Here is a 26,457-nt window from a genome sequence, read left to right as displayed (position 1 = left end):
CTTCCAGGCGCTTGCTCCAACCCGCGCGAATCGCAGCACACGCTCGCTCAATCTCGAGCTGTGTAGGCATGTAGACATCCTGCTCGGCATCATCCTCTTCTTCGTCGATTTCAATGTCGCCTTGGGCCGCCATCAAATCATCCTTGAATCTGAAACCGAAAAGCCCCAACGGATCTATGGAATCGCTGGGGCCAAGACTTGACCGTCGTCACGATCACCGAACAGCAGGGGTTCACATAGTGGTGAACTTCGTGATGCGGACTTCAGCCACCGCTGAGCCCATTTGCGAGTCCACGACCAAACGAATCCCAGAACGACCGATATGGTCGAGGCTGATTCGCTGGTCGCTTAGCCGGGAGCTGCAGCGGTGCAGTCGGGTCATACTGTGTTGCATCAACACCCGAAGGATCACCCAGCCTGCCCTCAACCCGACGGATTGCATCTTCGCCACCACTGAAATAGCCCGGTGCCATCTCTCGTTGCATTGCAGCGATCTTCGCCTGATTGACGGCCTCGCGCTGTTCCATCGCATGCCTATGCGCCTGCATGGCGATTTCTTCTTTCAGTTTCTGCTGACGAGCAGGACCTGCAATCATGTCTGCCATCGCCTTCGCACGACCTTGAGCCGCGATGTATCGCGGACTTCCACGAAACACAGGGTTGTTCGCACCCGCCTTCAGTACTCGTTGATCTTCCAGAGTCTGCTTGCGCATCGCTGCTTTCGCATCTGCCTTTTCGAGTCCTGGATCGCGAACGATCACCCCAGTCTTAGGGTCACGAACCATCCCGTTTCCCGCTGACACCAAGCCATCTGTGCGTTGCCCAACGAGTTGCAGGTTTCCCTGACTCGGGTCAAATCGCACGTTCACAGGAATTCCATCTTTCGTGCCGTTGTCGGAAATGAACGTGTTGCCTTCTGTGAACTTAGGCGTGGCCCCTCGAACACCGGCCGTTACCGTCGCAGATCCATCAGGTAACTGTTGCTTCCACTGAGCCGGGCCACCCATCGTAAGCCGTTCGCCGTTCGGTCCGCTCCCGCCGGAAGTTCCATCCAAAGCGTAGGGCTTCGGTGCAGGCGCAGCGTTATCAGGCTTGTAGAGCGATGGAAGTTCAAGGTTCTGTCCTCGAGCTGCAACCATTGTTGCCTGCGAGGGAACAAGCGGTGCTGGTCGTGGACCGACCGATCCACCTGCGATGGCAGCATCGGCGCGAGAGCGAACGTCCGTCATGTGAGGAGTGGGCTGCCCCATCGAGTTGTACGTCTTCAGGTTTCGCTGGTATGGAGCCGCCTGAGCGTTCTGTAGACCGCTTGAGTATGAATCTCCCTGCTGCATTCGCTGATCGCGGGCAACGTCATACGCAGCGTGTGCAGGCGTTCGTAATGGATGCACGGGGCCAGGAGGCGGCAATTCCGACTCAGGCAACAGAGTCCTCGGCGAGCCTGCTTGTGCCCCCATCAACTGACGCTGTTCTTGGCCAGGAATATGGTTTGGGATTGGCGTTGCGCCACCCATTGGGCCTGTTGGCCGCGACCCATAAATCGGCAACACCTGAGCGCCATCTGGCAAGTTTGACGAACCCGTTGGGCGAGTCGGAGGACGTCGCTGCGGCAATCGCATACCAACGCCATTGGCCGGGTTCGATGCGTCTGCTGGGCCCGATTGTCCCACTGTCTGAGGTCGCTGTCTTGGCAGTCCGTTGCCTAATCCAATAGCCATTTGCGAATCCTTTCGTGAACGTCGTCTGTCGTGCGTGACACCTGTTCGCGAAATTCTACAAACTGTAGCGCCAGCGTATGAACACATCACTTCTATCTATACGGTTGAGTTTCGAAAATCTTCGGACTTCATGAACGCTCTCCACGACAGGGTTCCAATCCGAATGGAACTACGCTGGGTTGGAACGAATGCCTGCTCGTTGAATGAGTTGTTCATGCCATGATCCGACGTCGACAGAAACGTCGGCAATGACCCACTTTGAAGTGGACCCCGTTTTTCGGACCACCGGGTTAGATGGAAAAACGGTCTTGGAAAGGTAAAAACAGAGGCATCGTGGTGAGCAGAAACTCAGAGAGAAAACGATGCCTCGGCAGCGGCGGATATTCGAAGGTGCCTTTAAGGCGAAAGTGGCGTTGGATGCCATCCGAGGCCTGAAGACGGTGAGTGAACTGGCCTCAATTCACAAGGTTCATCCGACACAAATCACGCTGTGGAAGAAGCAACTCTTGGACGGCACGATCAGCGTGTTTGAATCGCCCTCGGCCAAGAAGGCGGCAATAGATGAACCGAGTTCAGCAGAGCTCTATGAGCAGATCGGTCGGCTCAAAGTCGAACTCGATTGGCTCAAAAAAACGTGGCCGAGAACGGTGGCTGAACGCCGGTCATGGATTGAGCCCGGTGATCGGTTGCTGAGTGTTCGAAGGAGTGCGAACTGCTGGGTCTGCATCGTTGGAATGTCTATTACGAACCTGTTCCGGTGAGCGAAGAAGATCTTCAGTTGATGCGACTGATCGATGAGGAATATCTGCAACGTCCGCACCTGGGCAGCCGGGGGGATGGTGTCGCATCTGGAACGTCACGGCCAGGTGGTCAATCGCAAGAAAATGCAGCGATTACTGAGGGAAATGGGACTCAAGTCGCTGGCCCCGCAGCCTCGGACAACGGTCCGAGCGGCAGGTCACAAGATTTATCCTTACCTGCTTCGAGGAGTCGATATCGTTCGTCCCAATCAAGTGTGGGCTTGCGACATCACATTCGTTCCGATGCGGCGGGGATATTTGTATTTGACCGCCGTGATGGACTGGTACAGCCGGTACGTATTGGCTTGGCTACTCTCCAACAGCATGGACACAGAATTCTGCATCGAGGCGCTCGATGAAGTCCTCCAACATGGACGGCCAGAGATCTTCAACACCGATCAGGGATCACAATTCACGAGTCACGAATTCACCAAACGACTGGAACAGGAATCGATATCGATCAGCATGGACGGCAAGGGTCGGGCGATTGACAACGTGATGATCGAGCGTCTGTGGAGAACGGTCAAATATGAAAACATCTACCTCAAGGAATACACGACAGGAGCCGATTGTCATGAAGGGTTGAAAGCGTACTTCCAGTACTATCGCCACGAGCGACCTCACCAGGGACTGGCCAATCGCACTCCCTGGCAAGCTTATCAAATCCCTCGCCCCCGAAAGCCCGTGAAGACCATCTAAGAAATGGTTCCCGGTGGTCTAAAAAACGGGGGCCACTTCATAGTTCAGACATCAGTCCCGACACCTAATTGATTGACTGTCGATTCCGGGTCGACAGTCCCCTTTGATCGGCACCACGGACATCGAACGTTCTGCTGGCGAGCATCGAGGCATGAAACTTTTCCACAGCTACATGCGAACGTTCCCATGTTCTCGCAATGGGGACAGCCAGGGTACTCCAGCGAGAATGAGAAGTTTCCATTCACATTCTTCTGACCGTAACGCTCCCGTCCAGCGACCCCCTCTGTCAATGCGAATGCCCAGTCCGCTATCCATTCGTCGGACGCGCCCTCTTCAAAGCGAACCCCAAAACAACGATCGGTCTTTTGACAACGCCCTAGCAAGATGAAAACGTTGAGACGCGTCTCACAACGTCGTCTCAAATCAGTATCCTTCATCTCTGCTTCCTTCCTAATACCGAATTTCACATTCAGTTTGACCAAAATTAATTTTGACGCCTTGAGCAAGTTCAGCACTCTGGCCAGGTTGCACATCTCTCACATTCGAGGACGTGTCGCACATAGTCCACTTCAACAGTCCGAGATTCTTGAGCCCCCATCGTTGATGATCCCTCGGGTGTCGACTCACTTCCGCGACCGGAGTGCTGAAATCATACTCTCGCGATGAATCGATGTGATGCGGAAATAATTTGGTATCGCTGTTCAGCATCACTACTGATCGTCCAAGGCGAATTCTGAATGGCAGCGTGACCGAGTTTCCGCACGCCCAGCATGGTTTCGACGTACCATGCTGCTTTAACTGATCTTGATCGTAGAAATTCTCGGCGCCACATCCACAATAGACAATGCTATCGCGTAAGCGAACCATTGCAGCTCGCCACTGATTCTCTGTGACCCGAGCATCAGGATCTTTGAGACCATCGGTGAACGCAGTCGTGAAGATGCTCTGTAGGAACTGAGGATAGATCGGCCAGAAGTTCTGTACGACTTTGTGGTGAAGTGGGTGTGGCCGATTCGTATCGTCGTTTGGATCGAAAATAAAAATAGGCTGCTCGCCGTAAATTCTCCTCTTTGCGAGCGAGTCCAGAGCTTTGATTTCTTCTTCCTTCATTCCCCTGAGGGGATGGTGAAGCATGAAGATGTAGAACAGCAAGACCGCTAGTGAATGCTTATCTGTTTTGATCGATGGCGGCGTGGATCCCGTAGTCACTTCGGGTGCCATAAATCCAATCGTTCCCGCGACTGCCGCTGTTTCTCCATTCTCGATAACATTGTCATTGTCACAGATCAGCACATCGCCGGTTTGATCGTTCCAGAACACGTTACCAAAGCTGATGTCACAATAGCATTGCCCTTTGGCGTGCAAATGCAGGTAGCATTCCGCAAGCTGAAGCCCCACAGTGGAGAGAACTCGAAATGTCGGCTCTGACCTCCTCGCCATAAGATCGATCACGCCCCTAAACTGAGGGGCTCGAAGCTTCATGACATAACCAAAACCTGCCAGGTTACTCGCATTGGGGATGATATCGAGCGGCCACAGGAACCTTGAATCTGGTGCACCTTTGTGTGCCAGTTTCCGAAGCTGAGCCAGTTGCTCCGGAGTGGCCGTATGAGGGTAGTACCATTTAAGGGCGTGGGGTGCGCCCTTCCACATCGCTTGCCAGACTTCCCCTTGCCCGCCGCTTCCCAAGAGGCCTTCTACAGTAATGGGCTGCCCCGATTCAGACTTCAATTCGAGATTCTCTACCAGCGTATCGCTCATTGACGCTTAACCTTAATTCGTGCAAATGTTGGGAGTTGTCGTTTCTAGAAATGGGATAGCTATGCCAACCGTTACGTCGTCTCCAGACCCGGTTGCTGACGCTTCCTCAAGCCACGAAGCCAGTTGTTCTTCGATGGTCGACCAACCTTCATTGTTGCATATCTCCAGAATGTCAACTGCTGCTTTCTCAAAACCAGCAGTAGTCGAGAAAGCATTCACGTAACCATCGGTTGTCAGCAGAATGAGAGATGGCGGGGAATTACTCCGACGATTCATGACTCGCACCCGGAAATCTGGCGCAGGGCCAGAAGCGCTCTGCGGCCGCTTCAGCGAGCCCGGCTTTTGTTGGCGTGATAACGATGCCGTTTCATTCGCAAATGAATTCTCGTCAGGTGGTAAAGGACGGTGCGGATTGCCTGATTCATGCACGTCTCGCACGACCAGAATGTCACCATCACCGAGCTGAAGATAGACTTCGTAGCTCGCTTCCGATAGAGCGTGGCTTGAGTGCAAAAGCGCCGCTACGATCGTAGAGCCATAAGCAGTGTAATGATCTGCTTCGACAGCGGTTCGATCCTTGCCTGTGAGGCTCGCCAAATCCAATTCAGAAAATGGATTCTTTCGCAGATGTTCGTCGACTGCTTGCTGCCAGAGGCGCACAAGCCGCTGAGGGAGTTCAATTTCAAATTTGAATCTCAGAACTTGATCAGTCGAACCAGTTTCTGACTTCGCTTCTTGACTTGTTTCAACTAACTGCTCTACAGCGATCAATGCGGCTAGTTCCGACCCGACATCACTGCGGAAACATTTGTGACTACCATGGCCATCTGCAACAGCGATGGCAATCGTTGACGAACTAGACGAATTTGATGACTTGACCTGAAATGAATCTTGATTTGGTTTGCCTGAACGGACGTGCGATGCCCCGCGCACTGAGCGTGCGCAGCTTCGCCACACATGAGTTGTTTTTTGCTCGGTCACGTTTATTACTCAAAATGTTCGAGAAAAATCACCACACATCCCCAGGATCGACCTGAGCGGATGGCACGGGAATTGGAGGTGTAGGGATCGAGACATTTCCCGACATCGACTTCGACGATCCAAAAACCTCGCTCACTGGTGCGGACGCACTTTTCACGACAGCGGTCGAAGCCCACTTGATGTACTTGGCGAGCGTCGGCGCATTGTCTGCTCGAAGTGGCTTAAATTCAGGGTGATTGATGAATTTCTCAAGAACATTGGTGTCGCCGTCGCCACCAATCGCAATCCCTACTCGAACGGCTTTCTGAGCCCATCTTTGGTCCATGAGCTTCTTTAGGCCGCCAGAGAAGTTGTCCGTAGGCTGGCCGTCAGTCAGCATCACCAATACTGGCGGCAGCGCACGATCGCCCATCGCTTCGACCGTTAGAACATCTGCGAGCAATTCCATGGCTCGCCCCATATCGGTAACTCCGTCGGCAGTGACGTCGGTCCATTTGAAATCTGCGATAGGCGTCGGAGTACCTGTGTGCCATCTTGCTCCAGACGAGAAGGTTATGACTCGAATAAGCATATTGCATTCGGGATTCTGGCGTGCCTCTTCCTGCATCGCCGGAATACATTCGCGGATGGCAAAGTTTAGTTCTTGAATCCTCGCTCCACCCATCGAGCCAGAACAGTCGAGGATCCAAAAGAAATGCAGCGGCCGACTGGCCATTTCTCCACCTGGACGTGACGCTTTTGCCATACTGTGCTCCGAGATCCGTGTCAAATCAATGATGCAAAACCACAATCAGTGTGATAATTGTTGAAAAAAACTCAAGCATTCGGCAATCATAAGCACTCTCGCAGCATGAAAATTGTGAGATTCCTCCGTCAAATGGTGACTTGCAAATGACTGTTGCGCTAAATTCGTTCCTCGACGCTCCACTTTCCGCCGCGACTTCTGATGAATCGTACGAACTCTACAAAGCAGCGCTTGAGTTCAAGTTGTCCTCTCCAATCGTCATTAGATCTGCCGACGACATCCTTTCCGCAGAGCGGTGGAAAGATCGAGTCGAGCCGTTTCACCATCAGGTCCAAAACCTAATCTCGTTCTGTCGATTGGCTCCGTCTGTGCTCCTTGCGGACGAGGTGGGACTTGGAAAGACAATCAGCGCTGGTTTGATTCTGAGCGAGTTAATGGTGCGTCGTCGTGTCGCTCGCGCGCTAGTTATCTGCCCCAAAGTTCTGTGCGATCAATGGGTCAGAGAGTTGGACGAAAAGTTCCAGATTCGAGCTGAGGTCTGCGTCGGTAGCGATATTCTGGACAGCGGCGACCGGGACGCACAAGTAGTCGTGACGACGTACGAAACTGCGGCGAGGTACTTACCCGACCGGGACATGCCGATCGACGCATTCCAAATGCTCATTCTGGACGAAGCACATCGGCTTCGTAACTTGCATGGGCAGAGCGCGGCTCCGAAGGTCGCTCAAGAGATCAGGAATGCGATTGAAGCACGATGGTTTACATATCTTCTGATGCTGACTGCAACTCCGATCCAGAACAAATTCACGGATATCTACTCCCTGATTGATCTTCTGACTCTGTCGAAAGGCCACAAAAATCCGTTTGGTGACTACAAGGATTTCCGCACTACGTTTCTCCAGGCGCGATCAGATGGACGTCGTCTCGAACCGAAGAAGTCTGCTGAATTCAGACGCATCATCAATGGCTACATCGCGAGAACACGAAGGGTTGATGCTAGGCTGGCATTCCCTGATCGCGATGTCGCAACAGTCCTTGTCACTCTGACTGCGGGTGAGAGGAGCTTCGAATCGATCATTGGTGGTTTCGTTGAGCAAATTACACCGCTGCTCCAGTCGTCGCTTGGAGAGGCCTTAATGAGCAGTCCAGCTGCGCTAGCTGCCCAGCTGGAGAATATGTCCGAAAAGAATTCGAGACTGACAGAAGCTGCACGTAAGGTACGCGCGATCGCACAGACCATCGCCGTACCTGCAAAGCTCGCAAAACTCTTGGTCATTTGCGGAAAGCTGCGGGCGGCTCGGTCTGATTGGCGTGTCGTCGTTTTTACGCGCAGGCGAGAAACGCAAGAGTTGATTCGGCAAACGCTGCTTCGTGAGGAAGTCCCAGTTGGGATGATCGCAGGCGGTCGCGCCAGAGAGAACGAGCGAGATAAGTCTCTATTCGTCGCAGACCCACCAAGGGTTCATGTTCTCATTTCAACTGATGCAGGCGCTGAAGGGGTAAACCTTCAAGCAGCCAACGTGCTGGTGAACTACGATATGCCTTGGAATCCAATGGTTCTCGAGCAACGGATCGGACGAGTTCAACGCTTAGGTTCCACTCACAAGTCGGTCCATGTCATCAACCTCGTGGCTGCCAACACGGTTGAAGAGAAGGTCGTTTCTCGACTCGTTCAACGACTACTTGCAGTCACTCAGACCGTTGGCGATATTGAGTCGATTCTGGCTGGATTGGATGGAGACTCTGACGACGGAATGTCCGAACGGTTCGAGACGATCGTTCGGAACTTGGTGGTTCAATCCTTGATCGGCCAAGACGCGGAAAAAGACGCGGAACTTCGAGCTGCAAGTATCGATCGTGCGCGAGAAGAATACGACGCAAATTGTGGTCGAATGAATCAAGATTTGGGCTCCCTTGACGCGTCATCCACATTCTCCGAGCCTCCGCCCAAATTGGACAAGCCGACTCCGTCAATGACGCCCGAAAGATTTGTTGTCCGCGCAATGATCGCCGAGGGGAAGGTACATAAGGAGGTGACATCTGGGGTATACGAGCTGCGCTCCAGTGAACGTGGCGCGAAGAGGTTCACTGTAAATCAATCAGCGGCGGCATCGGCCCAATCAGATGGTTCTACGATTCTAATGATTCCTGGACAGCCTGCCTTTGATCGATTAGTAGAGCGATGGGCGTCGTTTCGATCGCATCGTGTGGTGGACCTTCGAGGACAAACGGAACAAGCTGCCTCGCGTCTCGCAGCAAAGTGGTGTCTGACTTATCCAGGGATGACATTCCGCACATGTCGAGTTAGAAGCCGTAAGCCGTTTGTCAACGGCCGCGTGCTGGTGCGAACGACTGCAGAGAATCGCGTCGATCAGCACCAACAACTCATTGAGCACGATGCCACCCCTGAAAGGCACGCGCAATACACTCCGACTTCATCAGCTTCGCATGACATTTTAGAGAGGCCCGTCTCTCTGCAGAGTATTTCCGAGGGCACGCTGATTCGGGTCAGGCGGGAAGTCTCGAACAACGAGCAAGTTAATTGCTTTTCGACATACTATGCGAGTCGACGAATTGCCGAGCTGTCTCGAGCCGGGGGGGACCCGCATCTTTGTCAACGTGTTGAAGATGACTTTACTGTGACTGTGGTCGCTGAAGTCGTCGGGTTCCGCGGACAGTGCTACGAAGAAGCGATTGTCGACATCACATTCGAACTGGACGGCTACGCTTACGAGGCGACGTTACAGGCTGTGCCAATTACGGGTCAGATCATTGAACAACCAATTGTTGAACAGTGCGCGGTCACAGGTCTCCGGATGCCTTACGGTGTCTTTGGTAAATGTGATCGGACGGATAGGTCGGTTCCACGTCACTCGCTCATGAGATCAGATGTGAGTGGACGCCAGGCATTGCCAGAGTATGTCGTCAAATGTGAAGTCACAGGGAAAGCTGCGATTGACGACGAGGTCGAGAAGTGCATGAGTTCGGGGCGGACTGCGATTTCAAGCGAATTCGTGACGTGTGTGGTAACAAATAATCGCATTCTTCGTAGCGAGTCAGCGACATCTGATGTTTCATCCAAGATCGTTACAAAAAATCTTCTTTTTGCATCTGAACGGCAACCGCACCGCCTGGGACTAGAAATCGAATGTGCATCGTGCGAGTTCTCAAAACGTCGGCTGCTGATCGATGAAATTGGATTGTCAGCAGTCTCTAAAATGGCGGTTGACACCGCGCTCCTTGTGGCTTCGGAGAAATCTGGTAGGCTCGGTCTCGACAGTGAAACTGTTCGTTGCCACAAAACAGAAAAGCTCCTTCTCAAAGATGAAGCAAAAACGTGCGAAGCTACCGGACTCCTCGTCGATGAAACGCTGTTAGCCTACAGCGAACACAGTGGTCTGCTCGTACTTTCGGACCTGTTACTGCCCTGCTCAGTGACTCGTCGTCTGGCTTTGCCGTCAGAGCTCGAGAAATGTGACGAGAGTGGCGATTACGTTTTGCCATCTGAGCTGGAGACTTGCGCTGTAAGCGGCAAGAGAGTCTCTCGAAAGTACATCACCTACTGCGATATCACAGATGATTGGCTCGCTCCGTCTGTCGCTTTCACATCCGATGTCAGTGGACGCCATGGACGGCCGGATTTGGCACGCATTTCTGATAAGCCGCCGCATCGACGCGGACTGCCAGACGAAATTGCTATCTGCGAAATATCGCACAGTAAATTGCTGGTCGACGAATTGAACCGCTCATCGGTCTCGAATCGACTAATCGATCGCTCGTTACTCGTTCAAATCGAAGATCAGCTAGTCCATCCAAGTGAATTGGTCGTTTGCGAGATCTCGAATGAAACTCTTCTGCCGAGCCAGGTGGGCAGGTGCCAAATTACGCAGCAAACTGTTTCGACACGATTCTTGACGGTCAGTGAAGCTTCCGGTCGACAGATTCTCACAAACTTGTCAGCCAAGTGTACAGTAACTGGAAAGCTTGTCGGTCGGGATGAGCTTCAGAAGTGTGGGTTGACGGGCGACATGGTTCTGCCGTCGGAGTTGGAAACATGCTCTATCAGCCGTATCTCCGCTATACGCAGTCGGATGCTCCGATGTGATTGTTCAGGTGCGTGGCTAACGGAGGAAGTTGCGATCTTCTCGGATGTCAGTTCGCGATGTGCCAGCCCAAATCTACTACGACGATCTGAACGGCCCCCGCACCGTGTCGGACTTATTGATGAGACGGGAACGTGCGAAGTATCTGGAAAGACGCTTTTGATCGACGAGATGAGTCGTTCGGCAGTTTCAAATCGTCTGATCGATCGAGAATTGTTAATCACGATTCGCGATCAGTACGTTCACCCTGACGAACTCATAACATGCGAAGTCACTGGACGTAGGCTGCTTCCGACAGACACAGAGGTTTGTGCGATCACTCATATGCGAGTTGCATGCGATCTTTTAGTAACGAGTGAAGTATCCAATCGCAGAATACTAGAGAAGGAGGCATCTCGGTGCGCAGCAACCAATCGGCTCGTAGCCCGAGATGAATTGACTCCCTGCTACATCAGCGGCGAACTCGTGTTGTCGACCGCACTTGAAACATGTGCCGAGTCTGGAGCTGTTGCGCAGAAGAAATACTTCGTCCGCTGCGAAGATACTGGGGCGTTAATACTCCACGAGCATTCTGGCCGATCAGACTATCGGCCAAGAATTGTCACACGGCGATTGCTCCGGAAATCGGAAAAGCCTCCAGGTAGAATGGGGACTGCAGATGAATTCGGAATTTGCTCGGAATCCAAGGCGGTCTTACTCCTTGATGAGATGGCGAAATCAGCTGTTTCTGGCGAGCTGGTCAGATTGGATCTGCTGAAGGCATCAGACAAAAGCCAAAAGCGGGCGCTCGCGAGAGAAATGGAGCACTGCGAAGAGTCTGGCGCCATATGTTTGCCATCTGAAATTGGAGTTTGCGAAAGCAGTAGGCGTCGCGTGACATCCGACCTTCTTGAGAGGAGTCAGGCATCCGGCAGGGCGTGCCTCAAACGACTCTTCGTTGTCTGTGCTGTTACAAGAAAGCGGATACCGCAAGACGAATCTGAAGTTTGCGAGGTCAGTTCGGAGGTGGTTTGGCGCGACGTATTAGAGACGTGCGCTGCCACCGGGAAACGTGTTATTCCTTCGGCACTACATAAGTGTACTGATACGGGCGATCGCGTTATCAGCTCAGAAATTGGATATTCAGACTATCGGTCACGCCCCGTCAGAAAATCGCTTCTAATCTCGTCCGACAAACCCACAGGTCGGCAAGGTACAAAAGCCGAGATGGGCCGATGCAAGGTGAGTAGAAAAATACTGCTCCTGGATGAGCTCGAACAATGCGATTCTGTTAAAGGTCTCGTTGATCGTGATTTGTTAACGACGTGTACACAAACTCAAAAGCGAATTTTGAAGGATGCTGCGACACTGTGTGCTTGGACTGGCAAGCGAATTGATGCGAACCTAGCGGCGACGTGCGAACTCACACAAATCGATTTCTCCGCTCGCTACCTGGATTCAAACTTTATGCTCACTCCGCTCGCGGGGATGCTTGATGGTAAAACGGTGTTGGGCGCTCAGGATCGACCCGATTTGATTCCGATCTTGCAACGTCTGGGCGGAACCATACTTTCGTCGATCATCTCCGTTCAGGCGGTCGAATCAGCAAGTCGCAAAGTCTTGGCAGTGTGCATCGAATTTCAGAAGAAAACATGGTTTTCTTCGAGGCGTCACGCTGGTTGCCTGCTCGTGAATTCTTCGAATATGCGAATCTACGGGAAACTGGTTGTTGGTGTCCGAACCGCATCGGAGTGGAAACGCGAGAGCACCTACGATGGATTCTACGAGTAGAGGATGGACTCTTCTTTACGACCTGCCGCGCCGTCGATTCGCTCAGAGGCAAATCTTGCCTAATGAAGTGGACCCCGTTTTTCGGACCACGGAGGCTGCATCGCTACCTCGTCTGATTCGAATGGTGCCGTCGGTTGATGTTACCGATGTACCGAATCTACTCCTCTTTCATGTTCGATCCGCAATTGCAATCTTTGGCCCTATCCACAGCGTTGTTGGCTAAATTATTCCGACGCCAAGGAGCGAAAACACTCGTGGCATTGATTGAGCCAAGGCGTACTCAGCGGTCGGTCCCAAGCCATCTTCACCGGCGAAGTGGAGTGCGACGGCTTTGCTCGTAGCGCGGTTGATCCAGACCGATCCTGAATCTCCGGAAAGGCTGATTTCGGATTCGGGCAAATCGGGATCGACGACAATCCGAATTCCATCAATCCAGCGCTTCTGGTCACCGTAATCTGAATAGTCAAGCTCGAAACTGCCTCCGATCCCATCTACCATACCGTGAGTCAGACGTGAATTGATGCCGTATTTCATGACCTTCATCCCCACCATGGGGGACTCGACGCCTTGAATAACGTCCTTTTGATCAAACAGCTTCTGGTTCATCGCCACGGTTCTCGCCACCTTCGCGAGCCTGTCCATAGATCGGGTTGAAAGGCTGCTTTCTTCGATCGTGTGCTTGAAGAACTCCATTCTTCGTTCGCTGAATTCGCAGAAGTCCCGCACTCGGCCTCCTGGCATGGCCGCATTGAACGGGACTTCAAGACCGAAGTACCGTTTGTTCTGCGTGTCGCGAGCGGAAGATCGAGCCAAGTCCCATGCTTTACCAAGTCTGCAGGCGCGAGATTAATCAGAACTTCGACTTCTGGTTCCGGGATTTGCAGCTTCGCAAATGCCCCGGAGAGGCGTCCCATCGCTTCCCTGACTGACGTTGGGGCCATCCCAGTCAGGCTGACTGCCGCACTCCAGGGCATGGGCTGCCGAAGGACAGAGATTGCACGTGCCTGAATCTCAATGAGTCGGCCATCCAATCCGAAGAGAATCCCACCGTTCAGCGAGTGATCACGCGACAGCAGTGACTTGAGAGTTTTAGCGCGAACAGGAGAGCGTGGAGGGCTTGCCATGGCTGAGCTCGGGATTCAAACAGTGGTTAGGCCGCGAGCTGTCGGGGAATACGTTTTGGCCGACGAGGCTGTGCATTCATCGGTTCAGCCGACGACCGTGATTGGGTAGACGATCGTCAAGTACAAGTAGTACAGGACGATCGACAAGACGAGGAGAACGATGCCATTCCTCGCAGTTTTCATGGAAATGTTATTCATTGAGACAGCCAACTCAGTCGTCGGCATTTCCTGATTTCTAAGTTTTTCCGCATGAAAGTATTCGCGGACTGCGACGCCAAGGCAGATCAGCAAAGCCAAATGAACGATGACACAGACCACATGGCTGATGAAATTTGTCGTGGAGATTGCACTCCGTTGTTCCTTCAGAATTTCGGATTGCCTAACGTAGTACTGAACGAGCCATTCTTGGCACGCTTTTAGGACAGGTGCTGAACTCTGGGAATCGGCCAGAACTGCAGCGACAATCGGATTTGTACCTCCAACCAACGGAGGTTCGGTCTCGGACACCTTCTTCTTCGGAGGCATCTCAAATGTCATAAATTGTTCCGGCGTCTTCATGACAACTTGCGATGCCGACTTGGATTCCACGATCTGTTTAGTCACGGTTGTGACGGGTGAGTCACCTTTGCTTACGCTGTCCTGCGTAAAGCCAGGGCTTGCAAGCGTGATCATAGAAACCATCAGCGCACCGACGTGCGGCATTGACCAGATGTCAGATATTTCGAAACGCATCGCGTTTACCTCTTGTGTGCTCACTTTTTCGAACGTGCCTTCCGCTCGTACGTCGTGCCGTCTTTCTTGTGGACAACCTCTTTCCCGGTTGCCTTCTCGTATGCTTTCTCTGCGGCACTTTCCTTGTATGAGCTCTTTCCCTTGCTGCTAGTTGGTGCTGACGAGCTCGACGGCTTTGCCTTCTCTGCAGGTGAGGACGATCCGGCTTGTCGTCGTTCGTAGGTGCTTCCATCCTTGCGATGGACCACTTCAACACCGTTGGCTTTCTCGTACGCCTTTTCGGCTTCGCTTTCCTTGAACGATCCGCTTTTGCTATTCGTAGCGGAGGCGCTGGCCTTCACGATGGGTTCAGCCTTGGGGACTGTCACCAAACTATTCGCTGTGGCAGGGGGCGTAACGACAGGCACCGCAACGGTCTTCTCTGGAGGAGCTATCGCAGGTTTGGCAGGCGGATGGCGAAAATCCCAAGGTGCTGTTGGGTTCTTTTCTACCCAGAGCCCCTTCTCGCCGGTCCTTGCTTCGGCTTCGGCCTTTGCCAGATCTTCGTCTTTGCTGTACTGCTTGTAGTGCCAGGCGAGACCGTCGGAGACCATCTTCAAATTGATGTTGTTCCCGTCGAGCAAAATCGTCGCGAGAGTCCGGCCATACTTATCGGTTCCCGAGGTCTTTAGCACGACCTGCTTATTGACCAAGAGAGACCGCAGTGCTTCCCGCGATTCGGGTCCGCTCGGCTGCCCCTTTTCAGGAGCATCGATGCCTTCCAGCCGCACAGTGATCGTCGACGAACTCGTCTTCGCGACGACAGTATCGCCATCGATTGCGACCACGATTTTCGCGATCACCTCCGACGCTGGAGCCTCCCTGACGGTGGCGCCGGCCATTGCAAAAATGCAGCAACAGACATTGAGTGTTCGTCGCATTGGCAACCCTCCTGTACGAAGTTAAATCACTCTGTGACGCTACCGAGATTTTCCGAAGAATCCAACCGTTCATGACGAAATTCTCGAATTATTTGTGCGTAAAACGTGTTGTGGTAACATTTTGAGGAGACGTTTTCGCCATGAAACTGCGCCGCGAAAATTCGAGGTTGATTCATTTCGCACCTATCAGAACAATGATACAGTAGTGATGATTGTTCACATTTGTTTGTGCAAATATCCACAGATTTGGAGGGCCAACCGTGCGTCAGATCTTCGCCTGCATCACGATTTTCGTCAGTGCGTCGAGCGCTTTTGCTTGGCACGACGGTGGGCATAAAACTGTCGCGGCGATTGCCTTTCGCCAGTTGAGCCCAGTCGAGAAGACGGCGGTGTTCGAACTCCTAAAAAAGCACCCACGGTTCCCGGAAGAGTTCGCCGCGAAAACGCCGAGCAGTCTGACCGATGATGCCAAGATCGAATGGGCCTTTCAGCAAGCCGCCGTATTTCCGGATATCGCGAGGGGGTATCAAGGCAACTTGAAAACGACGTTCCATAGGCCACTTTGGCACTTTATCAACTTCCCGGAGTTCCTTTCCTCGGATGATCGGCAAGCACTCCATCCGGAAGCAAGTCTCAATCTCTCGACATCGACTCCGTCTCAGCTTGCAGATGACTCAAACGTGATCCAAGTAATTCGCTCCGCCAGAAGCACAATTGCTGATACCTCAAAGGGCGAGTCGGAAAGAGCCCTGATGCTCTCTTGGCTTTTTCACACCATCGGCGATGTTCATCAGCCCCTGCACTCTACTGCCTTCTTCTCGCGTGGACTCTTCCCAACCGGCGATCGAGGAGGAAACCGCGTCAGCACGATTCAGAAAGACAATCTTCACTCCGTATGGGACGACTTCCCAGGAGGACGGCTTTCGTTTCGAACAGTCCAGCAGCAAGCGATTTCGTTGCTTGCGATACCTGAGCTTCAAGCGTTAGGCACTCAAGCAACTGTAGATCTGGACGAAATGAAGTGGGTTGAGGAAAGCAAAGCCCTCGCAATGGGTCTCGTCTACGACGATGAGCTACTGGCAACTCTCCGGATCATGGAGGCTGCCCACACGGATATCGAGCATCAGCCGATTCATCTTAGCGAGGACTATCTGCGAGCTGGCGATGCGGCCTGCGACAAACGAGTTGTTCAGGCGGGCTTTCGATTGGGAGCAATCCTGAAAGGGTTGGTAGCAGCAGCACATTGATACGAGGTACAGAAGCTTTAGTTGATCCTCGGTCGCTTCGCACTCTCAGCGGGCCTTGATGTTGCCGTGGGCTGCCATAGGAGGTGTCAGGGTGCCAGCAACGCTACTTTTGCAGTCACGCGTCGCAGCCGTCTCCTTAGTTCCATGCTCTTTTGCACGCCGATCCGATGCGGTGCAATCGCTACTACCACGCACCTCTAAATGCTTTTCATTCGGCACCTAGTAATCTCGAAGCCACCACTCCAATGGCGAAATCGCATGTACAACTTCTGCTCATGGTCGGTACTTCTCTTAGTCGTAGTTGGCCTGATCGCTGTCTCCGTCTCTGCAGACGAGGCCCCAGATCCGAGCTTGAAAGTTGTCATCATCAGACACGCGGAGAAACCGGCTGATGGCGACAACTTGTCGTGCCAAGGAATGAATCGAGCACTTCGACTTCCCGCCGTTTTGCATCAGAAGTTTCAAACTCCGAAGCACGTCTACGTCCCGAAATTAAATTGTGGAAAGTCGACAGCACATTCGAGGATGTTTCAAACAGTCAGCCCCTTTGCCGCGAAATACAACCTCAAGGTTACGAGCGAATTTGATGAGAAAGACTCCAAAGGAGCTGCTAGTGATGTCCTTAAAAAGAAAGGGACCGTTTTGATGGTGTGGAATCACAGTGAGATTCCAAATCTCGCGAAGGCCCTCGGAGTAGAACAAGAATTGAATTGGAAGGAGAACGATTTCGACAGCATTCTCGTCATTTCATTTTCCTCGGGATCTCCAATTCTCAGGCATGATAATCAGGGGATCACGCCTGGCGCCGATTGCACTTTTTAGGGCTCCTAGATGGATGCTCCTCGATAAATGGAACATTTTGCAAAACCCGCGACGAATTCTCAGTCCTCTTGGAACTGACCATTTCTAACAGACTCTGTCGATTGTGCAGCAATTCATTTTGTCGACGGCCAATCCTCGATGCGTTTAATTTCAGTGCGACAGCCCATAACTAGTTTGGAGATAGGCCATGCCAGACTCAGATGTATCGCTTCTAATGCGGTTCCCAAAAACGAGCACGACTGGGTTCGCTGTCGCATCCGGTAGCCAACTTGCTGCAATGGGAATCACACTTGAGCCACTCTTCGAAACTCAAGGTCCATCAATTTCAGCAAAAGCGTTGGGAGCGTCTCCGACGGCGGTGCACGAGTGGTATGTGGCTCGCCCCATTGGTACTGCTGGCAGAAACCCATGGGATGTCGCTCATGAAGTTATGAGTCGTGCCGCAGGTACAAACCTGGCATTGGGAAGCGCTCCAGACATCATTGAGCCTGATCTTTTGCAGCAGTGGGGCTGGGAGGTGCCTAAGCATGATGTTGGGTTAGCGGCTGTGGCGCAATCCTGCGATTTCGTCGACCAAGATCCAAATCTTCCATTTCAACCAGGGCATTTTGCTTGGCATTTGGAAGAGGCGTTCTCTCAACTGAAGAAGGCTCGCGAAAGAGCCGGCACTGCTCCTGGAAATCGAACAATCAGAATTGCTCATCTAGACACCGGCTATGACGCAAGCCATTCAGCGATAGCATCAACAAAGCTGAACCGGGACCTTCAACGCAACTTTATTGACAGTGACCGTCCAAACGATGCGCGCGATCTCGGAGTATCCGGCGTCCTGAAGAATCCCGGTCATGGTCTGGCAACTTTGACACTGCTCGCTGGTGGTGGCTTCAAGTTCAACCAGTCTGGGTACTCATTCGACGGAGTACTTGGTGGTGCACCGAACGCCGACATCGTGCCAATTCGAGTTGGCAATTCAGTTGTACAACTCACAACGAGCGCCGTAGCGAAAGGAATCAGCTATGCGGTTGACCTCTGTCAAACCGATTCGACGCGAGTTCACGTGATATCAATGAGTATGGGGGGAGTGGCGTCGGCCGCATGGGCTGATGCAGTGAACAAAGCCTACGAAGCCGGGATTATTTTCGTCGCTGCCGCGGGGAATAACTATTCAGCCGGCGCGTTTGGCTTTCCTACTCATCAAATTGTATATCCAGCACGGTTTCGTCGTGTGCTAGCAGCGTGCGGCGTGATGGCAGATCGTACCCCTTATTACGGTCTCAAATTAGGAACGATGCAAGGGAATTGGGGACCAGAAGGTGCGATGGCGACAGCGTTGTCGGCTTTCACACCAAACACATCATGGGCTAAATGGGGCTGTGCAAACACAGTTTTAATGAGTGGCGCAGGCACTTCGTCTGCAACGCCGCAAATCGCAGCTGCAGCTGCGTTGTACCTCCAACAATACGCGAATGACTTGTTTGATTCATCGAAGTATCCAGAGGCATGGATGCGAGTCGAAGCGGTCAGGCAAGCATTGTTCCGGTCAGCTGATACAAGCGCCGATGGCGGCCGCCGTGATAAATTAGGAAACGGGATTCTCCGCGCAAATGACGCTCTCTCCATTGCACCCCCCGCAGCTTCGGCGCTTCATAAAACCGCGACAGATTTCGCAGGGTTTCCGTTCCTGAATGTCCTCTCGTCAACGGCACTGGGACCGTCACAACAGGACGGAATGCTTCGACTCGAGGCAACTCAGTTACTTCATCAATGGGGCACTCCTGAATTACCTAATCCGTTAGAGCAAGCGGTAAACGATCCCGATCGCCGGGCATCAGACGTTCCTGAGAGCGAGAGGAAGGCCTTTCTTGAGGCCATTGCACAACACCCACGGGCATCTCAAAAACTTCAGGAAAGGGCGAAACAAGTTTTATCCGGCATGGGGAGCACCGTCTCGCAAAAGCCCTCATCACCCACGGATGGTGGGCAGACCTTCCCCAAACCAATTTCTGAAGACAGGGGTGAGAAGTTTCTCCCGCCTAAACCGACATGCAGGAAGCTACGCGGTTACGCGGTCGATCCTAGCCTGTGTTCGAGATTGGAGACTGCGAATATCGCACAAATTACATTCGAAGTCCCTTGGGAAAAGCTTCGTCCAGGTCCAGTAGGTGAATACCTCGAAGTAATCGACATTGATCCGGCAAGTCGTACGTTTTACGAGCCGGTGAACTTGGAGAGCCCCGTTATTTTGGCTCAAGACGGCCTGCCTCCCTCAGAAGGCGTCCCGCAATTCCATCAACAGATGGTCTACGCAGTATCTAGCTTAACAATCAGGAACTTCGAAACTGCCTTGGGACGTAAGGCTCTTTGGCGCCCTGGCCCGCCGCCACCGGGTGCCAATGCAAAGGACGATTCGAATTTCATAGGTCAGCTGCGGATTTATCCGCATGCATTGCGCGAGGCGAATGCCTACTACTCTCCGAACAAGATTGCACTGCTATTCGGCTACTTTGACTCGGTGAACGTCGACGAGACGAATTCAAACGAAGCATCGATGCTTCCGGGTGGCAGAATTTTCACTTGCCTGTCGCACGACATCGTTGCGCATGAGACTACTCACGCACTTCTCGACGGAATGCATCGTCGATTTCTGCTGCCATCAAACCTTGATGTCCTTGCCTTCCACGAAGGATTTGCAGATTGCGTCGCAATGTTACAGCACTTCACATTCCCCGATCTGGTTGCAGATCAGATTCGTGTGACTCGTGGAGCGATCGACTTCGAAAAGAACATCCTAACACAACTTGCCATTCAGTTCGGCTTCGCCACAGGACAACGTTCCGCTCTTCGCGACGCAACTGGGAATACAGAAAACGGCAAATGGCTGCTTAAGAAACCGAGTCCTACTGACTATCAAACGGAGAAAGAACCTCATGGTCGAGGAAGGATACTAGTCTCGGCCGTGTTTGACGCCTTTCTCTCAATCTACAGGCGTCGTACCAGCGATCTGTTGCGCTTAGCCACGGGCGGTAGCGGAGTGTTGCAGGAAGGTGCTATTCACCCGGATTTAGTACGACGTCTTGCAGAAGAAGCCTCAAAGGCGGCTCAGCACGTACTGACGATGTGTATCAGGGCGCTGGACTATTGTCCCCCAACTGACATCACGTTCGGTGAATACCTGCGGGCAATTATCACAGCGGACTCTGATGTCGTCGATGACGATCGCTTTAACTACCGAATTTCCTTTGTTGAGGCTTTCCAGAGAAGGGGCATTTTTCCCCCCGATGTGAGAACGCTTAGCGTAGGCAGCCTAAAATGGCGTTCAATCGAAGAGGAAACGCTACAGCCGTCTGAATGGCTCAAAGATCGCGTCAGAGATCTACGACGTGTCAGCATGAAAACACTGTATGCATGCTCACGCAAGGAGATCTTCACAATCGAACGGACGATGCGAATGGACATCCATCGGACGCTTGAAACGCATTTTCATAACTCCGACGGTATTGGCCTATCTGACGCGCAATTGCTTGGTATTGATCCTGAAAAATCATTCGAGGTCCATACGGCGCGTATCGCGTTTCGACCGCGCCCTGATGGAGGCATTAGTCCGCAGGTTCTGATTGGCTTAATCCAATCAACGAAGAAGCCAGTGGACCCAAGCGATCCGTTTGGGCCTGATATGAACTTTGAGGGCGGGTGCTCACTTGTCGCGGATCTCTACGCTGGCGAGCTGAAGTATTGCATCCGTAAGCGACTAAATGGCGCGACCCGGCTAGCTGATCAACAATCGTTGGCGAGCCGAGAGTTTTCGCTTCTTCGTTCGACTTACTTTGGCAAACGTGCCCTCAGTCAATCCAATGGAGAAAACGAACCATTCGCCCTAGTTCATCGAAACCAATAAGGAGCGAGTCGAATGCCCAAGAAAAAATCTGTCGTTGCAAAGCCATCTGATCCCAAGGCTTCAGCCGCTGCTAAGAAGTCCGCCAAGAAACTGAAGAAGGGGACAAACCCAAACCAAATGTCGCTGCCCAGAGTCAAGGTGCAAATGTTCAGGCAGGGCCTAGGAGACTCGTTTTTGATCACTCTTGATGATCAAGGGGCAAATGAGCGGAGACTCTTAATTGACTGTGGGACACTTGGAAACAAAGTGTCGGAAGTCAACACAGGCTCGATTGCCAAATACTTGGAAACGTTAATCGCTGGTGGAAAAGCGATCGACGTGCTTATTGCCACGCACGAGCACCAAGATCACGTGTCTGGATTTCGCAAGGACCTGCAAAGTGTTCTGACCGGCAACGTGGGGCAGGTATGGCTTGCCTGGACGGAGAATCCATCTGACAGTGATGCGAAACGTTTTGCTAAGTACAAGGGGGACTTGGCAACCGCCTTGCATAGCGTCGCTCAGGCCGCGCCGAACGCACCGTTTACGAATGATCTTGAAAGCTTATTGGAATTTTCCGGATCTCCGCTGCTTGGTGCCGCATTTGCCAACACCGTCAATGATGCAATGGAATTTGTCCGAACGGGTACGGGTGGCAAGACACACTACCGAAATCCTGGGGACCTTATCGACGACGAGACGTTGCCGGGATTCCGCGTCTACGTATTGGGGCCACCTCGCAGTGAGCAATCACTAAAAGATGTCGGCTCGCACGCAAGCGATGAGCTCTACGGACTGGCAGCGTCGTTGGCTCGTACAGCCCTCATACACACTTCTATTATGAATAGCTCCTTGAGCGATCCGGGATTACCATTCGATGAACGCCACAATCATGTCGGCGACGACCTGCTCGCCAACATGTACCCCACATACACGTCCCCAGACGCTGGTTGGCGACGAATAGACTATGACTGGCTGAATGGCGCATCTGAACTAGCGCTTCAACTCGACAATCTCACAAACAACACCAGCTTGGCAATTGCAATCGAACGCATTGCCGACGGCAAAGTCTTACTTTTTCCAGCAGATGCTCAGGAAGGGAACTGGCTCTCGTGGCATGCGCCTGAAATAAAGTGGAACATCGAAGACGACTCCGGCAATAAGCGTGAAGTGACTGCAGCTGACCTCCTCGCCAGAACGGTGTTCTACAAAGTTGGACATCACGGTAGTCACAATGCTACTGCGAAGGGAAAAGGCTTGGAGTTGATGTCACGCAATGATGAGTTGGTCGCCTTCATTCCGGTGGACCGAGCAATGGCCCTTACACGCAGTCCGAAGGACTCTTGGCAAATGCCAGCACGGCCACTCTACAAAGAACTATTGAAGCGATGTCAGGGGCGGGTCATGCGAGCTGATTTGGGATGGGCCGCGCCGGCGAAACCTGGAGATGACGTCGAGCTCATGTTCTTGAATATGGAAGACGAGGAACAGTGGAAAGAATGGGCAGCAAATCAGCAACAGGCTTCACATGTCAGCGACTCCAATCCACTTTTCGTTGAGTACCTTCTCACATGACGACACTGACGACGGCGGGTGCCCTCTCTGAATGCCTCACACTAGCATAACATCGGAGCTTGAGATGGAGAATGACAGGAAGCTTCAAGCCCTTATGTCCCTCGTCATGATCCTGGCAACCGCGTCGCTGGGCTGGATCGGGCTCCGCAATCGCGGCGAGCTCGGACGCATTGGCGAGTCTCGGACCGCAGAAGTATCGCTGGCCAGTCCACAAGATGTGGTTGCCAGGATGTGGGAGGATCCTCTTCAAGCCGTATCGACAGCAGCACCTAGCCATGACAAGGCGCACAGCGGGCGATCAGCACACCACCACTCGCCACAACACGTCGCCGAGGATGTAAAACAAAACCTTTTCAAACATGGCGGCGTATCCTTAATAGTGATACCCATTCCCGACACACCATATCCGGAGGATGTCGAAAGTCGCTTGCGAACTCGGTACGCGATGCAAATGGCGTTCGCTAATGAACTCTACACGCCAGACAACCGAGAACGCCTGGGTTACTTTCGATTCCCATCAGAGTACTACGGCAGTACCACAGCCTCGCGTCTACCTGCACAGGTCGTGCCATCCACAACGACGATACCTCACGAGCGTGCAGCACATTCTTCGACCGGCGCTCTTACACTGTACTTTCACATGCGACTCTCTGCTCTACTAGATGTATTTACTCGCATAGCGGCATTATTTTCATCCCTTGCATCGGAGGAGGCTCCGACTGGAGCACTAGTACCGTACGAATGGTTTCTGCCCCCGCCTTTAAAGAGCACTTCATGCATCAACGCTGGCGAGTCACCAGCGATTCTAGTTATCTGGCTACCCAATAGCATTCTCGAGAACAAACCATTACGTTCTTTAGCAAAATTACAAAGTGCTCTCACCGGCTCCAATTCGGTTGAGCTAATGGGACTGTCGCTAATAGGGCCACCCACCTCCGACGGACTGAAAGCACTTATTGCCGACGATACGTGCGTGACAGCACTTCACAACGTCCTTTCAATATACTCTTCGCAAGCCACGGCATCCGATGCACAAATGGGGTTCAATCCTCTTTCAGAGGCGACAATCGATCGCACAGAGATTCAGGCACGCATCCGAGACAAGCTAGCATCTACTGAATCTTCGCCATTGCTCAAGCCTTCGCAGCGAGTTTCAAGGTGGCCTTTCTTTCGCAATCTAATCGCACCGGACAATCTTTTGACGGATCTTCTCGTCACCGAATTGAATGAGCGTGGCGTTGACACAACCGGAGATGGATCCGACATCATGCTTTTGGCCGAAGCAGATACAAAGTACGGACGGTCATTGCCAGTTACATTTCAGGCCTCTTGCAGGAATCAGAGATCTTGCGAGAAGCAATCGCATGTATCCGCACGAACGGCGACTCACATCACGATTCACAAATACTTGTGCGGACTCGACATGCAAAAAGGACAGCACTCAGAAAGCAAAACAGCACAGCGCCGGTCCGTGACCTCTCCGGAACAAGCTTTAACTGATGCACTAAGTAAAGACCGGGCGATGCCACTGGGTGAATCTCAGTTAGATTACGTTGACCGACTCATTGAAAGCATCGAACGAGGTGGGAAGGAACATCGTCCTCGGAACAAGATTAGAGCTGTCGGAGTACTTGGGAGTAACTTCTATGACAAGATGATTCTCCTTAGGGCACTACGGCCGAGGTTCCCAGGTGCGGTATTTTTCACAACCGACCTAGATGCACGAATGTGGCATCCGAATCACGCGCCGTTCACTACAAATCTAGTCGTCGCTTCGGCCTATGACGTTAACAGCCACGTCGACCCTAGCGCTGAAGATCTCCCACCATTTCGAGACGTCTACCAGGTCTCTGCGTACAAAGCCATTCAGGCAGCAATTCAAGACCACTCGGCTCTTAAAGACGGTTCCAAGTCGGCTGCGCCGACTCCGTCGGCTTCAATTTTCGAAATCGGCCGAAATCGCCAGGTAAAACTCACACCGTCGGTTGGTGGGGATTTGCACACACAGCTATCGTCCGTGCCTGAAGGGAGGACTTGGTTGTGGCACTTCTTCAGATCGAAATCACCGCATTTTGGTGGTTTTCTCCTGATCCTCGTCACGACGTCGCTGGGGATCGCGACATGGAACTATTTTAACGTTGAGCCCGGCGGGAGGAAAATAAAAATACGACAAGGAGAGTTGAACGCGATGATATCGCTGGGATTCGTTTCGCTTTTCTGCGTTCTGACATTTATGTTGTCCGAAGGAGACTCGGCGGAGCCTTGGTTTCTCAATGAAGGCGTGAGTGCATGGCCAACCGAAATCATCCGCATGACCATCATCACGTGTATTTTTTGCTCGTTTGCGTCTTCGTTCAGAGACTTCAGAAGCATGATTAAGAGTTTGAATGAACGTTTCTTCGTTCTGGGCTCTTATGGACTTGTGCGAGCAGTTGCAATACCTTCGCATCCTGAAGCCATTCCGGAAGGCCAACCGACAAATCTCCCAAGTCCCAATGAAACAGTGACTAAAAGGTACGCTACTCAATTGACAGCATGCTCGAAGTGGGTGCATTCCGCCGTGACGAAAGAGAATGTAGGGAAAATGTCAGCTCAACTGAGGCAACTGTGCGAAGAATTAATCCAAAGACTTGCAACAGCATTATTGACAAAGGCGGAGTCGCAAAGCACGTCTAGATCGCAAGCGGATCCTGTTGCCGCGAACTTATGTGAGGCATATTTGGTAAAGTCCTGCAACGGATGGCTCTTTCGCGTAGTCCTTGGCGCGGGGCTCTATCTCTCATTTGCAATTGGACTTACGTTCCTGATGGACGGTGAGATTGCGCCAAAGCCACATATTCGCGGTTTGATCGCAAGATGGATCGATTCTTTTCTCCTTTGGTCGTCGATCGCAATGTTTTTTGTCCTCGTGTTTTACGTACTCGACCGGGTGATGGCAGCCGCGCAATTGTTGCGATCTGTAGATGATAAAGAGTACACCATCTGGCCAGAAGCTGCGGTGAAGAGTATAAGAGAGCGATTCAATGTCAGTTCGAGGGTTATCAGTAGATATTTAGATTTCGGCTTGGCGGTATGCCTATCCACTCACACCAGTAAAATGATATATATGCCATTTTGTATCATTTTCGGCTTCGTCGTATCCAGAAGCGCGATGTTCGACAGATGGGAGTGGCCAGTTTCGCTAGTTGTAATGTTTGTTTGCAACGCCGCTATGAGCTGCGCGTCGTGGATTATCTTACGCCAGTCAGCCGACAAAATCCGAAAGAACGCTTTACAAAGCATAGCGCAAGCGATCGAGGAGAAACAGCGAAAATGGTGTGATGCAAAATGGAAACACCCGCAAGGAGTCCTCCTAGAGTCAACTGAGTCAAGCGAGCTATTTGCTTTGAAGAAAATGAAGACCGAAATCGAAAGTGAACGAAGTGGCGCCTACACGGATTTTTTTCAAGATCCCGCGGTGTTCGCGGCCATGTTGCCAACGAGTGTACTCGGCATCGTCACGATCATTGCGTATATGATTTTTGGCGGAGTGTAAACGAGCTGGTAGGCTATGAGTGTTAGGAACGCCAAACCGGGCATGCCCTTC

16 protein-coding genes and 2 pseudogenes are annotated in these 26,457 nt (G+C 52.3%); 9 read left to right on the top strand and 9 right to left on the bottom strand.

What is annotated here, in order from left to right; translation table 11 throughout:
• Window positions 1-263 precede the first annotated feature (263 nt).
• The gene (locus tag OSO_RS0102300; RefSeq protein ID WP_157604959.1) at window positions 264-1,718 is read right to left on the bottom strand and encodes a YML083C domain-containing protein; all 1,455 of its coding nucleotides are present in this window, start codon (window positions 1,716-1,718) and stop codon (window positions 264-266) included.
• A 362-nt stretch (window positions 1,719-2,080) separates the two neighbouring features.
• Between OSO_RS0102300 and OSO_RS52225 the strand changes: the two genes are divergently transcribed.
• A complete protein-coding gene (locus OSO_RS52225) occupies window positions 2,081-2,479 on the top strand; it encodes a transposase (protein ID WP_010581950.1) in 399 nt (132 codons plus the stop codon).
• 33 nt (window positions 2,480-2,512) lie between these two features.
• The gene (locus OSO_RS52220; protein WP_010581949.1) at window positions 2,513-3,217 is read left to right on the top strand and encodes an IS3 family transposase; all 705 of its coding nucleotides are present in this window, start codon (window positions 2,513-2,515) and stop codon (window positions 3,215-3,217) included.
• A 44-nt stretch (window positions 3,218-3,261) separates the two neighbouring features.
• Here the strand turns inward: OSO_RS52220 and OSO_RS52440 are convergent, their stop codons facing one another.
• Genes OSO_RS52440 through OSO_RS0102270 form a run of 4 tightly spaced genes read right to left on the bottom strand, consistent with a single transcriptional unit; the run spans window position 3,262 to window position 6,704 of the window.
• Window positions 3,262-3,654 carry a TerY-C metal binding domain-containing protein gene (locus tag OSO_RS52440; RefSeq protein WP_010581948.1) on the bottom strand — a complete coding sequence of 131 codons (393 nt, stop codon included), beginning with the start codon at window positions 3,652-3,654 and terminating at the stop codon, window positions 3,262-3,264.
• 13 nt (window positions 3,655-3,667) lie between these two features.
• Entirely contained in the window at window positions 3,668-4,978 is a 1,311-nt protein-coding gene (locus OSO_RS0102280) for a protein kinase domain-containing protein (RefSeq protein WP_010581947.1), read from the bottom strand.
• A 12-nt stretch (window positions 4,979-4,990) separates the two neighbouring features.
• Window positions 4,991-5,959 (bottom strand): PP2C family serine/threonine-protein phosphatase, encoded by a 969-nt coding sequence (locus OSO_RS0102275; protein WP_157604957.1) that lies wholly within the window; start codon window positions 5,957-5,959, stop codon window positions 4,991-4,993.
• Between the two features lie 28 nt (window positions 5,960-5,987).
• Window positions 5,988-6,704 carry a vWA domain-containing protein gene (locus tag OSO_RS0102270; RefSeq protein WP_010581945.1) on the bottom strand — a complete coding sequence of 239 codons (717 nt, stop codon included), beginning with the start codon at window positions 6,702-6,704 and terminating at the stop codon, window positions 5,988-5,990.
• Window positions 6,705-6,850: 146 nt separating this feature from the next.
• On the opposite strand from OSO_RS0102270, the pseudogene OSO_RS52435 reads away from it, so the two are divergent.
• Together OSO_RS52435 and OSO_RS51835 are read left to right on the top strand one after the other, a co-directional pair.
• Window positions 6,851-8,287 (top strand): annotated as a pseudogene (locus tag OSO_RS52435) (DEAD/DEAH box helicase); the annotation flags it as partial.
• A 3,966-nt stretch (window positions 8,288-12,253) separates the two neighbouring features.
• Entirely contained in the window at window positions 12,254-12,577 is a 324-nt protein-coding gene (locus OSO_RS51835) for a hypothetical protein (protein ID WP_237729246.1), read from the top strand.
• A gap of 219 nt (window positions 12,578-12,796) precedes the next feature.
• On the opposite strand, the gene OSO_RS0102260 is transcribed toward OSO_RS51835, so the two are convergent.
• The 4 genes and pseudogenes from OSO_RS0102260 to OSO_RS47345 form a co-directional block, all read right to left on the bottom strand.
• Complete coding sequence (locus OSO_RS0102260) at window positions 12,797-13,390, bottom strand: magnesium chelatase subunit ChlI family protein (protein WP_237729245.1); 594 nt, start codon at window positions 13,388-13,390, stop codon at window positions 12,797-12,799.
• 38 nt (window positions 13,391-13,428) lie between these two features.
• A pseudogene (locus OSO_RS52430) lies at window positions 13,429-13,491 on the bottom strand (hypothetical protein); the annotation flags it as partial.
• A 294-nt stretch (window positions 13,492-13,785) separates the two neighbouring features.
• Window positions 13,786-14,433: a hypothetical protein gene (locus OSO_RS0102250; protein ID WP_010581941.1), complete on the bottom strand. Its 648-nt coding sequence runs from the start codon at window positions 14,431-14,433 to the stop codon at window positions 13,786-13,788.
• A 20-nt stretch (window positions 14,434-14,453) separates the two neighbouring features.
• Window positions 14,454-15,353, bottom strand: a complete 900-nt coding sequence (locus tag OSO_RS47345) for a thermonuclease family protein (RefSeq protein WP_010581940.1) — start codon at window positions 15,351-15,353, stop codon at window positions 14,454-14,456.
• Between the two features lie 260 nt (window positions 15,354-15,613).
• On the opposite strand from OSO_RS47345, the gene OSO_RS0102235 reads away from it, so the two are divergent.
• The 5 genes from OSO_RS0102235 to OSO_RS0102215 all read left to right on the top strand — a co-directional run bounded on the left by OSO_RS0102235 (window position 15,614) and on the right by OSO_RS0102215 (window position 26,406).
• A complete protein-coding gene (locus OSO_RS0102235; protein ID WP_010581939.1) occupies window positions 15,614-16,600 on the top strand; it encodes a S1/P1 nuclease in 987 nt (328 codons plus the stop codon).
• A 525-nt stretch (window positions 16,601-17,125) separates the two neighbouring features.
• Window positions 17,126-17,422: a hypothetical protein gene (locus OSO_RS51830; protein ID WP_237729244.1), complete on the top strand. Its 297-nt coding sequence runs from the start codon at window positions 17,126-17,128 to the stop codon at window positions 17,420-17,422.
• Between the two features lie 187 nt (window positions 17,423-17,609).
• Entirely contained in the window at window positions 17,610-21,317 is a 3,708-nt protein-coding gene (locus tag OSO_RS49605; protein WP_083842757.1) for a S8 family serine peptidase, read from the top strand.
• Window positions 21,318-21,329: 12 nt separating this feature from the next.
• The gene (locus tag OSO_RS47335; RefSeq protein ID WP_010581936.1) at window positions 21,330-22,871 is read left to right on the top strand and encodes an MBL fold metallo-hydrolase; all 1,542 of its coding nucleotides are present in this window, start codon (window positions 21,330-21,332) and stop codon (window positions 22,869-22,871) included.
• A gap of 94 nt (window positions 22,872-22,965) precedes the next feature.
• Window positions 22,966-26,406 carry a hypothetical protein gene (locus OSO_RS0102215; protein WP_157604955.1) on the top strand — a complete coding sequence of 1,147 codons (3,441 nt, stop codon included), beginning with the start codon at window positions 22,966-22,968 and terminating at the stop codon, window positions 26,404-26,406.
• Window positions 26,407-26,457 lie beyond the last annotated feature (51 nt).

It is taken from the genome of Schlesneria paludicola DSM 18645 (assembly GCF_000255655.1).
GTDB classification, from domain to species: domain Bacteria; phylum Planctomycetota; class Planctomycetia; order Planctomycetales; family Planctomycetaceae; genus Schlesneria; species Schlesneria paludicola.
Note: the sequence above shows the minus strand (reverse complement) of the source record. Positions and strands in the feature narration are given on the sequence as shown.

Bases quoted from the DNA above. Each gene is read 5' to 3' on its own strand.
- OSO_RS47335 (WP_010581936.1), top strand. From the start codon at position 21,330: ATGCCCAAGAAAAAATCTGTCGTTGCAAAGCCATCTGATCCCAAGGCT.
- OSO_RS51835 (WP_237729246.1), top strand. From the start codon at position 12,254: ATGCTCACTCCGCTCGCGGGGATGCTTGATGGTAAAACGGTGTTGGGC.
- OSO_RS0102215 (WP_157604955.1), top strand. From the start codon at position 22,966: ATGTCCCTCGTCATGATCCTGGCAACCGCGTCGCTGGGCTGGATCGGG.
- OSO_RS51830 (WP_237729244.1), top strand. From the start codon at position 17,126: ATGTTTCAAACAGTCAGCCCCTTTGCCGCGAAATACAACCTCAAGGTT.
- OSO_RS0102300 (WP_157604959.1), bottom strand. From the start codon at position 1,718: ATGGCTATTGGATTAGGCAACGGACTGCCAAGACAGCGACCTCAGACA.
- OSO_RS52220 (WP_010581949.1), top strand. From the start codon at position 2,513: ATGAGGAATATCTGCAACGTCCGCACCTGGGCAGCCGGGGGGATGGTG.
- OSO_RS52440 (WP_010581948.1), bottom strand. From the start codon at position 3,654: ATGAAGGATACTGATTTGAGACGACGTTGTGAGACGCGTCTCAACGTT.
- OSO_RS0102280 (WP_010581947.1), bottom strand. From the start codon at position 4,978: ATGAGCGATACGCTGGTAGAGAATCTCGAATTGAAGTCTGAATCGGGG.
- OSO_RS47345 (WP_010581940.1), bottom strand. From the start codon at position 15,353: ATGCGACGAACACTCAATGTCTGTTGCTGCATTTTTGCAATGGCCGGC.
- OSO_RS52225 (WP_010581950.1), top strand. From the start codon at position 2,081: ATGCCTCGGCAGCGGCGGATATTCGAAGGTGCCTTTAAGGCGAAAGTG.
- OSO_RS49605 (WP_083842757.1), top strand. From the start codon at position 17,610: ATGCCAGACTCAGATGTATCGCTTCTAATGCGGTTCCCAAAAACGAGC.
- OSO_RS0102250 (WP_010581941.1), bottom strand. From the start codon at position 14,433: ATGCGTTTCGAAATATCTGACATCTGGTCAATGCCGCACGTCGGTGCG.
- OSO_RS0102270 (WP_010581945.1), bottom strand. From the start codon at position 6,704: ATGGCAAAAGCGTCACGTCCAGGTGGAGAAATGGCCAGTCGGCCGCTG.